Raw genomic sequence first — 15,250 nt, forward strand, 5'->3', positions numbered from 1 at the left:
AAACCATAGATCATTTCTTGGCCGCCCACCACATGTGTCCGGCATACCGGAAAAGTGGGGCGTCCTATTGGTCGCTTACCCGCACTGGTACGGGTTGGCGGCTTGGGGTGATCGCGAAAATGTCCGTAACTTCGGGCAATGAGCGGGCCGGATATGTCCTTAATTTGGACAGCCGAAACTAATCATCATAACGAAGAAGTAACCCCCATTCCATTATGCCATTGAAATCCGATACACCCATAAACGCTCAATAGTGTCTGGGTTCGTGTGAGGACTGGTGTGGATGAAACCGGAAAGACGGCGCCCCACCCATCACTACCTGCGCCTTGCCCTGCTGGCCTGTCTCGTCCCGGCCGGTCTGCTGGTGGCGGGGCCGAGTGCGGCGGCGATGTCACCCGAGACGATCGCCCTTGACCTGGTCGTCGTCGTCGACGAGTCGGGAAGTCTGACCGAGGCGGATGTCGCCAAGGAGGCCGAGGCCACCTCAGTTATCGCACAAAGCGTACTTAATCCGAAAAGTCGGGTCACCGTGTTTGGATTTGGTAGCAATAACGGCGAATCCGGACAAAATGCAGTGACGGAAATCTGTCGGCCCACGGTGGTCGACGGTGGGGTGAGCCTGCAATATCTCGCCACCTGCGCGAAAGGCGTGCACCGCCGCACCGACGCCGAGGGAAACGACACCGATCATGTCGCGGCCCTGGCCCAGGCCCTGTCCACCCTGCGCGAAGGCTCGCCCGGCGACGCGCAGAAGGTGATCCTCCTGCTGACCGACGGGCAGCTCGACGTCGCCCGCAGCCCGGCGTACGGCAACGGCTCCGAAGGCGACCCCTCGCTGGGCGGGCGGCGCAACCGCGCGGCCGGGCAGCAGCTGGAGGCCATGATCAGGCAGGCCCAGGAGCAGGGCGTGCAGATCTGGCCGCTCGGCTTCGGCGCGGGCGTCACCCGCCAGGCCCTCGACAGGTTCGCCACCGGCGGCTTCCGCCAGGGCTGCGACGATCGCGGCGAGTCCAAGCCGGTCGCCAGGATCGTCAACGGCGCGGGAGACGTACGGCGCTCGCTGTATGAGATCTACGCCGCCGCGACCTGCTCGGAGCTGAGCGAGACCGACGACGAGGTCATCACCGGCGGCCAGACCCGCGACCTGAACATCGCCATCCCGCTCATCGCCACCGACGGCACGATCACCGTCAGCAAGGGCGACCCGCTCGTCCAGGTCGACTTCCTCGACCCGGAGGGCAACCTCTCCCCGCCCAGCGGCACCGTCGGCGAGTCCACCTTCACCCGCAGCGGCGAGAACACCACCGTCGAGGCGCTGCGCATCGTCAACCCGGTCAACGGCGTGTGGACGGTCAGGGTACGGGCCCCGGCGCAGCTCGCCAGCCAACTCGTCAGCGCGACCGCCCTGTGGCAGGGCGCCGTGCAGGCCGCGATCGTCCCGGAGCCGCCGATCGCGCGCACCGGCCAGGACATCACGGTCGGCCTCTCGCTCATCACCAGGCACGGCGCGATCACCGACGAGAAGGCGCTGAACGGCCTCACCTTCGACGTCGGCGTCAGCGGCTCCGGCCTGCCGGCGCCCCAGCGCGTCCGGGTACGCGACGACGGCCAGGCGCCGGACGACCGGGCGCACGACGGACGATTCGCTGGAACGTTCCGCGCCCCGCAGGTCGAGGGCGAGCTCACCCTGACCGGTGTCGTCGCAGGTCCCGGCGTCAGGGCCGACCGGGTGCCGGTCACGGTCAAGGTCGGCGCGCAGGAGGCGGCGATCCAGGGCCGGGTGCAGTTCGACGCGGGCGGCGAGGTGTTCGCGGGCGACTCGGTCACCGGCACGCTCACCATGCGCAACGAGACGACGAGCGCCAGGCGCGTACGCCTCGTCCTGGAGGGCCCGGCCCAGGCCAAGGCCGTGCTCACGCCGTCGGCCGCGTTCGACCTGGCGCCGGGCGACACCACGACCGGCTTCACGGTGGCCTTCGGCGAGGACGCCCAGCGCGGGGGCGCCGCCCTGCGCGTGTCGCTGGTGGACGCGGCCGATCCCGCCGAGCCGTACGCCAACGGCCTGCTCGGGGTGACGGTCGAACCGCCGCCCACGCTCGTCTACCTCTACCGCTGGTACATCACCTTGGCCGCGGGTCTGCTGCTCCTGGCCGTGCTGGTGTGGTGGCAGCGGCGCAGGGCCTGGCGCAGGCGGGTCGGCGTGCACGGCCTGCACGCCTGGCTGAGCGACCAGGGCGAGCAGATCGGCCAGGAGCTCAAGGCGCCCAGCAGGTGGTCGCGTTCGTTCAGGTTCGTGGTCAACGACCCCGACGGCTACAGCCCGCGCCTGCTGCCGCCCAGGCCCGACGCCGGGGACATGGTCTTCGTGGCCACCCGGCAGGGCGACAAGGGCGTGCGGCTGCGTTCACCGTTCGGCGGGGAGGAGGGGATCGCCTTCGGGGCCGAGAGCGAGCCCCTGCCGAGCGGCCTGCGCCTCGGCTTCCGCGATGCGCGCAAGCCGAGGCGACGGCCCTCGTGGTCGGGGCTGTTCGGGCGGCGTGCCAGGCCCGCCCCGGTGCGCCCGCCCGTGCCCGTTCCCGACGACCAGGGAGCGCAGACCGTGACAGACGACCCCGACGACCCCTGGCTCTGAGCCGGGCAGGAGACACCATGAAGCTCTATCAGCCCGTCATGTTCGTGGGGCTCGGTGGGTCAGGCTGCCAGATCGGGGCCGAGCTCGAACGCAGGCTCCGGGAGGAGATCTGCGGCCCCGACGGCACGCTCTTCCAGCGCAGGCGCGAGGACGCCCTGCGCTACCAGCTGCCCGCCTGCCTGCAGTTCGTCTACGCCGACGTCAACCGGGCCGAGCTCGACCGCATGCCGATGAACGTCGTGCCCGACACCCAGTACGCCCTCGTCGCCGAGCGCAACGCGCACTATGTCAAGGACCTGGTCCCCCCGGTCGACACCTATCCCCAGGTGGCACGCAACCTGCGCCTGGCCGCCGAGAGCGCCGTGCGCGGCTGGCTGCCTCCGGCGCACGGCGAGCCGAGGGTGCTGCCCCTGCACAAGGGCGCGGGCCAGATGCCGACGGTCGGCAGGGCCGCGCTGTTCGAGACGTTCAGGGACGGCATCGGCCCCGCCGTACGCGACCTGGACGCCGCGATCGGGAACCTGTCGGGCCAGCAGGCGGCCACCGACCTGGACAAACTCGCCGGACCTGGCACGAACGTCAACACCACCGCGGTGGACGTCTTCGTCGCCTTCTCCGTCGCGGGCGGGACCGGCGCGGGCATCTTCTACGACTACCTGCACCTCATCGACCGCCAGCTGCGCGGGGTACGGCTCAAGCCCAAGATCTACCCGCTGGTCCTCATGCCGTCGGCGTTCGAGGAGGGCGCGGGCGGCGGCAGGCATGCCGAGCTCAACGCGGGACGCGCGCTGCTCGACCTGTTCCGCCTGGTCGACCAGCAGAACGGCGCCGACGCCGTACGCGACCTGCCCGGGTTGCAGCGCACGCCGTTCGACAGCGAGCAGGTGGCGGTGCACTACCCTGAGGAGGGCGAGGTGGTGATGCGGCCGGGGATCGCGCAGACGGCCTTCCTGCTGTCGCGGCCCTCCAGCGCCAGGCCGGGCGACCTGCGGCGCTCCGCGGTCTCGTTGATCATGTCGCTGATCGGCTCGGAGCTCGGCGAGGAGCGCCAGGGCGACGACGACCAGCACCAGTCCTTCGCCGACAGCTTCGTCAACACCAGCGGCATCCGCCAGACGCCCGCCACCAACGGCATCGGCAACAGGGGCGTCTCGACCGCGCTCGTCACCTCCTTCACCACACCGGTCGAGGAACTGGCCGACATCGTCGCCGGCCGCCTGCTGCGTACGGGCATCGAGGAGTTGAGGGAGCCCGCGCCCGGTCTTGAGGCGAACAAGTCGGTGATCGAGGAGTTCTTCACCCTCTCCCAGATCCACCGGGTGTTCGCCAGGAGCCACCTGGTCTTCGCCGACCCCGAGCCCGCCACGGGGGCGCGCGACGTGGCCGCCGCATTGTCGGACCGGCTGGCCGGGATGCGCTCGGCGCTCAACGAGCTGCGCGGCCAGCTCGACCGGGACGTGCCCGCGATGGTGGCCCAGTTCAACCCGGGCGACGCCGCTTACCGGCTGCTGCAGCGCCTTGACCCCTTCCGGGTACGCCGGGTGATCTTCGGCCACGACTCCCTCGCCGACCCCGTCGACAGGGAGGGCGCCGCCGGACTGATGCACAGGCGGATGGAGGCGCCGAGACCACCGAGCGGATCGCAGGAAACGCCGCCGCCGCTCCCGGCTCTGCGCGACACCTCGCTCGGCATGAAGAAGGTCAAGTGGACCGACGACGCCCCCGTGACGGCCAGGCAGGAGCAGGACATCTGGTACCGCTGGCGTACCCGGGTGCTCTGGACCGAGCCGTGGGCCAAGCTGGCGCCCAGGTGGTCGCGCGCGCTCGAACTCCTCGAGGAGGACCTGCGCGCCCTGAACAGGGCGCTCGACGAGCAGGCCAGACAGGATCCCGACCGGTTCAAGGAGCGCTCCGACTACCTCTACCGGCCGCGCGACGGCGTCTCCTTCCACCTGCCGCCCGGCAATCTGGAGCAGTTCTACCAGAGCGCGGTGGCCAGGATCAGGGAGAAGGAACTGCTCGAACCCACCGCGACGGACGCCGAACTGCTGCGCAGGCTCATCGGCGAGGACGGCTGGCGCGAGGTCTACCGCAAGGCCAAGGACACCACGCCCGAACGCGCCGTCAACGCGTTGCGCGAGCGGATCAAGTCCAGGGTGAAGACCTGCCTGCAGGAGGAGGTGCTCGGCAGGCCGACCCTGCTGCCGAGGCTGCGCGACCTGCTCGACCAGGCCGCCGGGCTCGGCCTCGACCGGCCCAGGTCGGACGACTCCGAGATCGCCGACTTCGTCAGCAGGCTCAAGGGCCTGGTCCCGGTGTCGTTCACACCGCAGGGCGCGGGCCCGATGAAGATCCTCGTCACCTATCCGGGCACCGAGAACCACTCGATCGCCGACTACCTGCGGCGCACGCTCACCTTCCCGGCCGGGCGCGACGTCACGACGGAGTTCACCAACACCAGCGCCGAGACGATCTCGGTCGTGCTCTTCCGCTCCTCGATGGGGATCACCCAGGTGGAGGAGGTACGCCACGTGCTGCGCGTCTGGGCGGACGCCGTGGCCAGGCCGCGCACCGACGACTTCCTGCCCTGGCGCCAGCGCACCGGCTACCAGTACGGCTATCTGGCCACCCGCGAGGAGCACAGGGTACGCATCCTGCACCGCCTGCTGTGTGCGATGTGGAACGGCGACGTGCACACCTCGGGCGATCCCAGGACGCCCGCCCAGGCGATGGTCAGGCTCAACGACGTCACGATGAGCCTGCATCTGAAGGCGCTGGAGTACGCCTCGTCGTGGGCGAGCATCCTGCTGGCCTACGAGCTGTGGACGCTGGCCGAGAGCAGCGACCTGGACGGGGTGTTCTGCAAGCAGCTCATGCAGACGCTGCCCAGGGGCGTCGAGGAGGGCCTGGCGCCGCCGTCGAAGCTGTTCGAGACGTTCGTCGAGCTGGCCGAGCCGCAGATCGAGAACCTCAACGGCATGCTGTCGGCGATCAACCCGGCCGCGCGGCCCAGGGCGGAGCTGCTGCTCGGCTTCTGGAGCAGGACGCTGCCCTCGGCCCTGGCCTATCCGTTCGACCTGCCGTCGGCGACCAGGCCGAACCTCAGGGAGCTGTATGCCGCCTACAAACACAGGACGGGAGGCCACTGATGAGCGGTGTCAGCAGTGTCGTCGTGCAGCTCGACCTTCGCGGCCAGAGCGGTGAGGAGGCGCTGGCCAGTGTGCGGGCGCTGCTCGCCGACGACGAGCAGGCCGACCTCACCCGACTGCTGGTCATCGAGGACGCCCGCGACCTGACCGCGCACCAGCGCGCCTACGAGGTGCTGCTGCCCTCGCGCTACACCGAGCACGTGCTGTGCGTGGCGGTCGGCCGGGCCGGGAGCACGACCGGAAGCCCGACCGGAAGCACGGCCGGGCTCGAACTGCCCGGCAGCCTGGCGCAGTCGGCCGGTGTGGTGTGGGTGCCGGACACGACCGGGATCAACTGGCGCCTTTCGGCCTCGGCGCCCGCCACCCGCAGGGAGAGGTGCGTGGAGTCCGATCCCGGGCTGCGCAGGCTGCTGGACGTGCTGACCTTCTCCGAGGTGTTCACCAGGGCGCGCAGGCTCCTCGACCGGGTGCCGGGCCGGGTGGCCAACCCCGGCCTTGAGCTCGCCGCGGGGGCCGGAGGCGGCGCCGATGCCGTACAGGCGCTGGTGGCGGCGGGGGAGAGGCTGCTGGCGTCGGGGGTCGCGCAGGCGCCCGAGTTCCCCGCGCCTGCCGCACGCAAGCCGTCGGCCAGGTCGAGGCTGCTGCCCGAGCACGGTGAGGTGGGCAGGGCGGTCGAGCAGGTCACGCACGCGGTGGCCGAGGCCGGTGAGCTGGTCGAGGAGCTGGCCGAGAGCGCGAGTCTGATCGGCGGGCCGCAGCCGGTCGAGGAGGCGCTGGCCTCGGCCGGAGGCGCGATCGAGGCGTTCAGGACGCGTCTGGAGGAGCTGTTCACCAGGGCGCACAGCACGGTCGGGCTGGCCCAGCCGCAGCGCGAGGCCATCGTGGCCGCGGGCGTCGACCTGCCGCCGCTGGTGCTGTTCGACCCGGCCGCCACGGCTTCGGCGATCGACGGCTATCTGGCGCGCGGGCTGGAGGAGGGGATCGGCCTGCCGACGCTGGTGGCGGGGCTGGACAGGCAGCAGGCCAGGCTGGTGCCGAAGGGCAGCAGGGAACGCCTCGCCGATCTGCGCCGGGCCTGCCCGCCGGAGCTGGCCCGGCGGATGACGGCGCCCGCGCCGATGCCGCTGCCGCAGCCGTGGCTGCCGCTCGTCGGCCTGCTGGTCGGCGCGCTGGCGGGACTGAGCCCCTTCGGGCTGCTCAGCGGGCTGGTCATGGCCCTGCTGTGGACGCTGCTGGTGACGCTCACCATCGTCAGAGGGCCGGGCGCCAGGCCGGGCGGGCTGGCCGCCGCCGTCGCGGGCAACGCGCTGGCGTCGGCGGCGGGGGCCGCGGCCACCGGACTGCTGGCCGGTGAGTCGGTGGCGGCGGCGCTGTGGGCGCTCGCCCTGGTCGCCGCGCTGGCCCTGGCGGGGGTGAGCGTGATGCGCTCGTGGCGCTCGCGGGTCGAACGCTGGGCGCAGGAGTGCGGGCTGCCCGAGGCGCACAGGGCGGTCGAGGACGCGCTGACCGTGCTGGGCCAGGCCGCCCTGGAGTGGACGAACGCCGACGCGAGGATCGCCGAGGCCGACGCGATGACCAGGATGAGCGTGGCGCTCGACCACGTGACGGCCGAGATCAGGCAGCGCACCCACCAGATGCGCGTCGTGCCGCCGAGCGTGACGCGCCCGGACTGGCGGGTCGGGCAGTTCTACCACGACCTGGTCAGAGCCGCGATGAAGCCGCACCTGCGCACGCTGGACGAGGGCTCGACCGCCGACCACGGCACCAGGGCGGGCAAGCGCACGGCCGAGCTCCTCGACGAGTGGATCGAGCACGTCATCGACCACGGGGTGCTCGCCCCGCCGCCGTTCGCGGCCGAGCCCAGGCCGGACTCGCGGACCGGGCCGCCCGAGGAGGAGCTGTCGGAGCTGGCCAAGGCGGCGGGCCACGACCCCCAGGGCGTCATGTGGCAGCTGTGCGCGGCCGAGGACCTGGCCCTCCTCGACGTGGGCTCGGCCAGGCCCGGCGCGGTGCGTTTCGCGCCGACGCTCGGCAGGCAGGCGAGCGAGCGCGGCCTGCCGGCCGACACGGTGTGGGTGCCGTCGATCCAGCACGCGGGCGTGGTGCGCCTGGTCCCCGTACGCGCGGGCGTGGTGGTGCAGAGCTGGGCGGGCGAGAGCGAGGTGAACGGGTCATGAGCGAGAGCGGACAGCAGCTGCGTTACCGCGAGCCGTCGGGCGGATGGCGCGAGGCCGTCGTCCTGAGCTGCGAGGAGGAGGCGGCCGGGAGCGGCGCGCGGCTGCGGGCCAGGACGCTGACGCTGGAGGCGCAGGACGGCTCCGTACGCGAGCTGCTGCAGCTCCTCCCGGCGGAGCGGCTGGCCGCCTGCTACGACGCGCTGGACAACGAGATCCTCGCCGGGGTCAGGCTGCACGCGTTGTGCGCCGACGTCGGGCATCCGCCCGAGGTGTCGAGGCTGGTCGGCTTCGACTCCGACGCGAGCGCCCCCTTCGCCCTGCTGGAGCCGTACCAGGGCAGGCCGGTGGCCGACACGACCGGCAAGATCCTGCCGAGCGACATGACCAGGTTCCAGGAGGGACTGCTCACCGCACTGAGGTGGATCAGCGCCGCGGGGCTCGCCCATCGCGGCATCTCGCCCGACAGTGTGCGCTGGGGCGACGCGGGCCTGCAGATCACCGCCTTCCACGACGCCACGGTGATCGGCGCCCCGCGCGCCGTCGTCGGGACCGAGCCGTGGGCCGCGCCCGAGCAGCGGCCGGGCCAGGCGAGCGGCACGGTGAGCGGCAAGGACGACGTGTGGGCGGCCGGGCGGCTGATCTTCTATGTGGCGACGGGGCACGAGCACCTCACCACGACACAGCTGGCCGCCAAACCCGAGCTCCAGCACCTGCTCGACGGCATTTTCGGTCCGATGGTCAACCGGCCGGACCCCAAGGAGCTGCTCGGCAGGCTGAACGTCTTCGACCCCACGCCCAAGCGGGCCGGACCGGGCGCGGCGCTGCTGGCGGGCAGGTCCGCCTTCGCCCAGGCCCGCGCGCTCAAGCACCCGGAGACCGCCGTGCCCCCACCGGAGCCCGAGCCGGCCCGGCGCCCCGACCCCGTCGAGGCGAACCAGGGCAAACGCCGAAGGCTGTGGCGCTGATGCTCACCAAACTGCACCGAGCCGTGTACGGCTGGCAGGACACCCCGCAGGGCCGTACGTTCGCCCCGGTCTGGACGACGCTCGCCCCGCAGGAGCTCACGCGCTGGGACGCCAGGATCGAGCCCTGGCTGCGGACCAGTCCGTTCGGCTCGCCCGGTGTGAGCCACTTCTACGGCACGTTCAGGGGCGAGGCCGTGCTGGTCAGACGGCAGCAGAACGGCGGCGGCGACGGCGCCGAGGCACGCGTGATCGTCGGCCCGGCCAAGGTGCTCACCCTGCGCATGGCGCTGGAGCTGCGCGACGACGACCCCCTGCTGCGCCCGCTGTCGGCGGCGGAGTTCGCCCGGTGCGGCCCCGAGCTGCGGCGCGTGGCCAAGGGGCCGGGTCCGCTCGCACTGCTGGCCCCGCTGCTGTCGCACGTGCTGGCCGGAGGGCACACGGGGCCGATCGAGGTGCCGCCGACCGAGCACGCCTACCCGATGCTCTGGGCCCTGCAGGCGATCCTCGAAGGCCTGCCGCTCGGCGAGAACAGAGACCTGTCCTACGAGACGTTCGACGACCGGCCCACCCCTCCCGCCCATCCCGGCCTCTTCATCCGTTTCAGGGCGGGGGCCGGCGAGCTGCATCCGCACCCGGTCTTCGCGGCCGTCGCCGGGCGCCTGGTGACCGACTTCGCCCGTACCCCGGGCGCCATCCCCCTTCCACCGGCCGGCCACGTCCCCACCGGAGTGCACATGCCCTCTCCTCCCACGGCACGGCCGACGCCCGGCCCTCCGGAGAAGCTGGTGACCTGCCCGATCTGCGGCTCCTCACTGAGCTGGCAGGACCCCAGGCTCTACCGGTACGACCCCGGCGAAGGCGACTACATCGAGCTGACGATCCCGGCCGACTGCAACGCCAACCGGAAGGCCGCCCTGCTGCGCACGGCCTTCGTGCGATGCACCGACCAGCTCAACGAGGGCTCGGCCCACTACCTGCCCCTGGCGTACGGCCAGCACGGCCCGCCGGTGGTGATCGGCTTCGTCGGCGAGACCGAGTCGGGCAAGACCCACCTGCTCACGGCGATGATCGGCCAGATGGAGAAGCGGGGGCTCGGCCTCGGCCTCAGGCACCAGCCGGCCGCGCTCGCCGCGCACAAGAGCCTGCTCGACGAGCAGATCGGCCCCTTCCTCAACGAGTCGAAGGTGGTCGAGCAGACCAGGTCCGGAGCGGTCGGCCTGGTCGGCTGCTACCTCATCAGGCAGGGCGCGGGTCCCGCCACGCCGGTCGCCCTATTCGACGTCGCGGGCGGCGACCTGCTGGAGATCGACGCGGCCCGGCCGTTCCTCGATGTGGCCGACGGTCTGATCTTCGTCGTCAACGCCGCCGACCTGGATCGCGACGAGCTCGGCGACCGTACGTTCGGCATCGTGCTCGGCCTGCTGGAAGGCGCGGACCGGCTGTCGGCCCTCAGTGCGGCCATCGTGGTGAACAAGGCGGACCTGCTGCGCTTCGAGGAGCCGATCGCCTCGTGGATGCGCCAGCCCGACCAGACGATCGACGCCGACGCCCTGCTCAGGGAGAGCCAGGACGTCTTCGCCTACCTGCACGCCAGGGGGGCCGAGGTGTGGACGAGACCGTATCGGGAGTGCGCCAAGGCCACCCTGCACGTCGCGTCGGCCGCGGGGTCCGACGCGGTCGAGAACCAGACCTTCGTCCGGGGCGTGCGCCCGTGCCGGACGCTGAACCCTCTGCTGTCCCTGCTGGCGATGACGGGTGTCATCACCGCTCCAGGGGCCGAGAAGATCGGAATCTGAGATGAGTGCTGCGACTCAGGTGCATCAGATCGAGTTCCGCTGGCGGCCGAGCGCCGACTTCGGGCCGATCGCCTTCTCCTCGGACGACGAGCAGCTCAACGCCACGGCCAAGGCGCTGCTCAGCACGATGGCCGCGCCTCCGCCGGGGGTGGCCGACGGCCATCGCAGCGTCGTCTACCTCGTCGCGCCGCAGCGGAAGTTCGCCGCCGTGGTGGAGCGCGTCTTCGACTCCGACGCCCTGCCGGTGTACGCGGGCAGGCAGACCGACGACGGCGGCAGGCACGCGATGGCGGCCAGGGCGCTCGTCGGCTCGTGGGCGAATGTGAACGTGGAGCTGGCACTGGCCTGCGAGGCGGCCTTTCCCTCCGGAATCGGGCCCGGCCAGGTGGCGCGGGAGGAGAAGATGCACGCCCTTGAGGCCGAACGGCTGAACGTGTTCGCCCGCGACCGCCTGAAGATGATCGAGCGGAACGAGCGCCGTCCCAAGGGCCTGCACCAGGTCATCGAGGCCGCGCTGCGCGACCCCGGCAAACCGATGGCGGTCCTGCTGCCGTCGGAGAACCTCCAGGGCGAGGACGCCCAGCAGGGCGCCTACCTGCGCGGCCTCTGGTACACGGCGGGGCTGCTGCTGAGCGGGGCCGAAGGCCGATGGCTGCCGTCGTTCTCGACCTGGGAACGGCCCGGCGGGCGTACCTCGGGCCACCTCCCGCACCTGGTCTTCCGTGACATCGCCGCCAGGGCCGACGCGCCGCCGACCGAGATCAGGGGGGAGAGCGTCGTACGCCCGCACAACGGCGATCCGCACTTCGGCGCGGGCGACCCGTACTGCCAGGTGGCGTTGTGCCTGGCCAACGCCTACACGCATCTGGGCGCCCAGGCGCTGAGCGGTGTCCTGCACCGGATCGCGGCCGACCGGCTCACGGTGCGCGATCGGCTGGAGGCGGCGCAGGCCCAGCTCAGGCAGTACCGGTCGAGTGTCCCGCCGTCCCCGGCGCCGACCAAGCCGGTGCCCCAGCAGGTGCCGCAGGCGCTCACCCAACCGAGCCGTCCTCCGGCCGCGACCGACGGGACGGGCGGTCCCTCGTCGCTGTTCGAGGTCTACGACGAGCTCGACCCCGAGCAGAGCGTGGAGAGCTTCGTCGAGCTCGTCGAGTGGATCAACGGAGCCGCGGCCAGAGGGGGGAGCCTGTCGGAGGCCGAGGCGGACGCCGTCATCAGGAAGGGCAGCGCGAACCGCTGGTACTGCGCCGAGCTCGAGGAGACCTTCGGCCAACGGGCTCCGGAGAAACTGGCCGGCCTGCTGGCCCCGCTGGTGGCCAGCCGCCTCGACGACCCCGTCATGCTGCAGCGCCTGTCGTCGGCGCTCGATCGCCGTGACGTCTCGGTCGTCTATGTCCAGGCGTTGGTCCAGCTCTGTTCGCGGGTCACCGCACCGAAGGCGGCGGCGATGATCGACAGCCATGTGGTGCCCGCCCTGCTGCACCGGGTCAGACAGCACGCCCTGTCCGAGGCGGAGGACCGCGACGGCGTCGGCGATGCCGCGGTCAGGGCGCCGTGGTGGGACAGGCAGCTGTCGCTCCCGCTGTGGCAGTTCGCCGCCGCAGCCGCCGTAGCCGTGCTGCTCACCTTCGTGCTGACCTATCTCGTGAAGGGCTGAGACGATGCCTCAGGAGACGGAACGCAGGCTCGTCCTGGCCGTCAGGCTGCGCGGCTATGCCGAGCGCACCGCCAGGATGCAGGCCGTGCAGCACGAGGGGCTGGCCGCCGTGCTCGACATCGCGGCCGAGCGGGCCGGGCTGGACAGGAGGTCGTGGCGCAGGCTGCCCGGAGGGGACGGCGAGCTGGCCGTGCTTCCGCCGAGCGAGCCGGAGCCCACGGTCGCCGACCACTTCGTCAGGCAGGTGCGCGCCGCGCTCCTGGAGCACAACAGGACCGCGTCCGAGCCCGCCGCGCTGCTGCTCACGCTGGCGATCAACTTCGGCCCCGCCCATCGTGCGGGCGACTCCTTCGCCGGGTCCGCGCCGTTGCGGGCTCGGCGGATGTGCGAGAGCGAGGCCGTCGGCGCGGTGTCGGCGGCGACCTCGGCCGAGCTGGTCGTGATCGTGTCGGAGGAGGTCTTCACCGACACCATCGCCGGCCAGTTCACCTCGCTGGAGGCGAACGACCTGCGCCAGGTCGAGGTCTCCGGCCGCAAGGCGTGGATCTGGGCGCCCGGCCACCACCTGCCTCCCATGGAACCCATGCCCACTCCCGTCCCCGTCCCCGAGGAGCCCGAGGCCCCGCCGCGGACCGGGCACGGCGTCACCAACACCGGCGCGTTCGCGGGAGCCGTGATCGACGCCAGAGGCGGCAAGGTCGCCGGTCGCGACATCAACGAACGCGGCCGTGACGAGCGGGGAGGCGACAGATGAGCGAGCAGCCGCACGAGCCGGCGCCGGGCAAGGAGCAGGGCCAGGACCAAGGCCAGGAACAGGGCCACGACTCCGAACGCAAACCCCGCGACCTGGGCCGGGAGTTCTCCGCACGGGCCGCGCAGCCGGGCACGACCCAGGACAGGCTCGGCACCGAGCAGGAGGCGCTGTCCAGCTTCAACGCCGCCACCGTGAGCGCGGGACAGGTGGCGGGCGGCAGCATCACCAACTACTACGCCGTGTCCGAGGTGGCGGGCGCGGTCAGGGTGGCGCCGGTGTCGGCGGACGAGCTGGCCGCCGCCAGGAGGGACTTCGTCGCGCCCGAAGGCTTCGTCGAGCTGGTCGAGGTGGTCAAGGGCAGGCGGGTGGCGTTCCTGCGCGCCGACGCCGGGCGGGGCAAGCTGATGGCGGCCAAGCGGCTGCTGATGGAGCACGAGCCGCTGTACCTGATGGACCCGGGCAGCAGGCTCGGCGCGGTGACCGCCGAGATGCTGGCCAAGGGAGGCGGCTACATCCTGGCCGACCTGCCGGGCGCGGCGGCGCGCGAGCTGACCTCCTACGACCTGGCCGTGCTGGAGGCGGCGCTGGCCGAGCGCGACGCCAGGCTGATCGTGACGCTCACGCCGGGCCGCAGGTTCAAGCAGGACCTCGCCGGCTTCATCCTGGACCTGGGCGAGGTCAGGGACCGTATGGAGATCGTCTACCGCCGTCTGGAACGCCTGCTCGGCGACGAGGCGACCGACACGATATCCGACGATCCCGCACTGATGGAGCTGGTACGCGCCGAGCTCGAACGTGATCTCGCGCCCGGTCACGCCGCCTCGCTCGCCGCCCTGCTGGCCGAGGCGGTCGAGTCGGCCGAGGTCGTGGCCGACACCGTGCGCGACCGGCTCGCCGTACGCGACGAGGCCAGGTTCGTGGCGTGGGCCGAGCGGCTGCCGGACCTGTCGACGCAGTGCATGGCGCTGGCCGTGGCGGCGCTCAGCGGCGAGCCGTACGAGACGGTGTCGGCGGCGGCGGGTGTGCTGCAGCGGGCGCTGGAGCCGGCCACGCCCAAGGAGAGCGGCGAGCCCGAGCGCAACGCGCCGCTGGTGGCGCGCAAGAGCGCCAGGCTGCAGGAGATCCAGGCCAAGGTGGTACGCGCGACCGTGCAGACCAGGCACGGAGGAGCGCCGACCGAGGCGGTGCGCTTTCGCGACGACACGGTGGCCGAGCGCTACCTGCTCTACTTCTGGAACGAGTACGACGAGGCCAGGCTCAGCCTGCTGTCGTGGTTGCGGGTGTGCGCCGGGCACGAGCTGGACTCGGTGCGCGTGCGCTCGGCGGTCGCGACCGGCGTGCTCGCGGCCAGGTCGTTCGACCACGTGCGGGCCACCGTCATCGAGCCGTGGGCACGGGAGGGCGACCCCCAGCTGCGTGAGGCCGTGGCCATCGCCCTGCGCGGCGCCCTGCAACGCGACCCCGACCTCGCCGTCCCCATCCGCGACCTGGTCAGGTCGTGGGCCGACGACGAGCGGCCGGAACTGCGCGCGGCGGCGGCCAGGTCCTGGCGCATCGACTACGACGCGGGAGGGGCGCCGGCCGCGTTCGCCGCGCTGAAGCACCTCACCCTCGACGAGGACGACGACGAGGACGTCATGATGTCGATCTGCGAGGGCGTCACCGAGATGTGGCAGCACGCGGGCGAGGAGCTGGAGGCTCCGGCCGCGCTGCTGAAATGGCTGCCGGACGCGCGCAGCAGGACGACCGCGAGGCTCGCCTTCCTGCTGGCCGCAGCCGACCTGGTCCGCGACGTCAACGGCGTGAGCTGGCCCTTCCTGCTCTATGTCGCCGCGGTCAAGCCCGAGCGCCAGCGCGAGATCGCCGCCCTGTGGCGCGACGCGGTCAACGCGGCGGGCCTGCACCCCTACGCCAAGGAGGTGCTGGCCGAATGGGCCATCGCGGTCGAGCACAAGACGCTGGCGCGTACCTCGTTCGCCAGGCTCCTGGAGGTCGCCGCCTCGGACAGGCGCACCACGGCGATCATCATCCGCGAGGCGGAGAAATGGGCGAAAGGCGAGCGAGGCGCACCCCAGGCCGCAGCCGACGTCCTTCGCATGCTCACCAGAGAAAGGCCGTGA

9 protein-coding genes are annotated in these 15,250 nt (G+C 71.9%); 8 read left to right on the forward strand and 1 reads right to left on the reverse strand.

Going from position 1 to position 15,250, the window contains the following annotated elements:
* Positions 1 to 315 precede the first annotated feature (315 nt).
* Positions 316 to 468 (reverse strand): hypothetical protein, encoded by a 153-nt coding sequence (locus tag ACTWNK_RS09445; protein WP_474311155.1) that lies wholly within the window; start codon positions 466 to 468, stop codon positions 316 to 318.
* On the opposite strand from ACTWNK_RS09445, the gene ACTWNK_RS09450 reads away from it, so the two are divergent.
* The 8 genes from ACTWNK_RS09450 to ACTWNK_RS09485 are packed head-to-tail and all read left to right on the forward strand — an operon-like array spanning position 446 to position 15,250.
* The gene (locus tag ACTWNK_RS09450; protein ID WP_474310874.1) at positions 446 to 2,632 is read left to right on the forward strand and encodes a choice-of-anchor X domain-containing protein; all 2,187 of its coding nucleotides are present in this window, start codon (positions 446 to 448) and stop codon (positions 2,630 to 2,632) included. The genes ACTWNK_RS09445 and ACTWNK_RS09450 overlap by 23 nt on opposite strands.
* 17 nt (positions 2,633 to 2,649) lie before the next feature.
* Entirely contained in the window at positions 2,650 to 5,781 is a 3,132-nt protein-coding gene (locus ACTWNK_RS09455; protein WP_474303491.1) for a tubulin-like doman-containing protein, read from the forward strand.
* Positions 5,781 to 7,958 (forward strand): hypothetical protein, encoded by a 2,178-nt coding sequence (locus ACTWNK_RS09460; RefSeq protein ID WP_474303492.1) that lies wholly within the window; start codon positions 5,781 to 5,783, stop codon positions 7,956 to 7,958. Before ACTWNK_RS09455 ends, ACTWNK_RS09460 begins: the two co-directional genes overlap by 1 nt.
* Positions 7,955 to 8,923, forward strand: a complete 969-nt coding sequence (locus tag ACTWNK_RS09465; protein WP_474303493.1) for a protein kinase family protein — start codon at positions 7,955 to 7,957, stop codon at positions 8,921 to 8,923. The genes ACTWNK_RS09460 and ACTWNK_RS09465 overlap by 4 nt, the downstream gene beginning before the upstream one ends.
* Positions 8,923 to 10,719 carry a Rab family GTPase gene (locus ACTWNK_RS09470; RefSeq protein WP_474303494.1) on the forward strand — a complete coding sequence of 599 codons (1,797 nt, stop codon included), beginning with the start codon at positions 8,923 to 8,925 and terminating at the stop codon, positions 10,717 to 10,719. The genes ACTWNK_RS09465 and ACTWNK_RS09470 overlap by 1 nt, the downstream gene beginning before the upstream one ends.
* Before the next feature lies 1 nt (position 10,720).
* Complete coding sequence (locus tag ACTWNK_RS09475) at positions 10,721 to 12,376, forward strand: hypothetical protein (RefSeq protein WP_474303495.1); 1,656 nt, start codon at positions 10,721 to 10,723, stop codon at positions 12,374 to 12,376.
* A gap of 4 nt (positions 12,377 to 12,380) precedes the next feature.
* Entirely contained in the window at positions 12,381 to 13,130 is a 750-nt protein-coding gene (locus tag ACTWNK_RS09480; protein WP_474303496.1) for a hypothetical protein, read from the forward strand.
* Positions 13,127 to 15,250, forward strand: coding sequence for a hypothetical protein (locus ACTWNK_RS09485; protein WP_474303497.1), 2,124 nt, complete (start codon positions 13,127 to 13,129; stop codon positions 15,248 to 15,250). Before ACTWNK_RS09480 ends, ACTWNK_RS09485 begins: the two co-directional genes overlap by 4 nt.

The sequence above is a fragment of the Nonomuraea sp. IBHARD001 genome, from assembly GCF_056106265.1.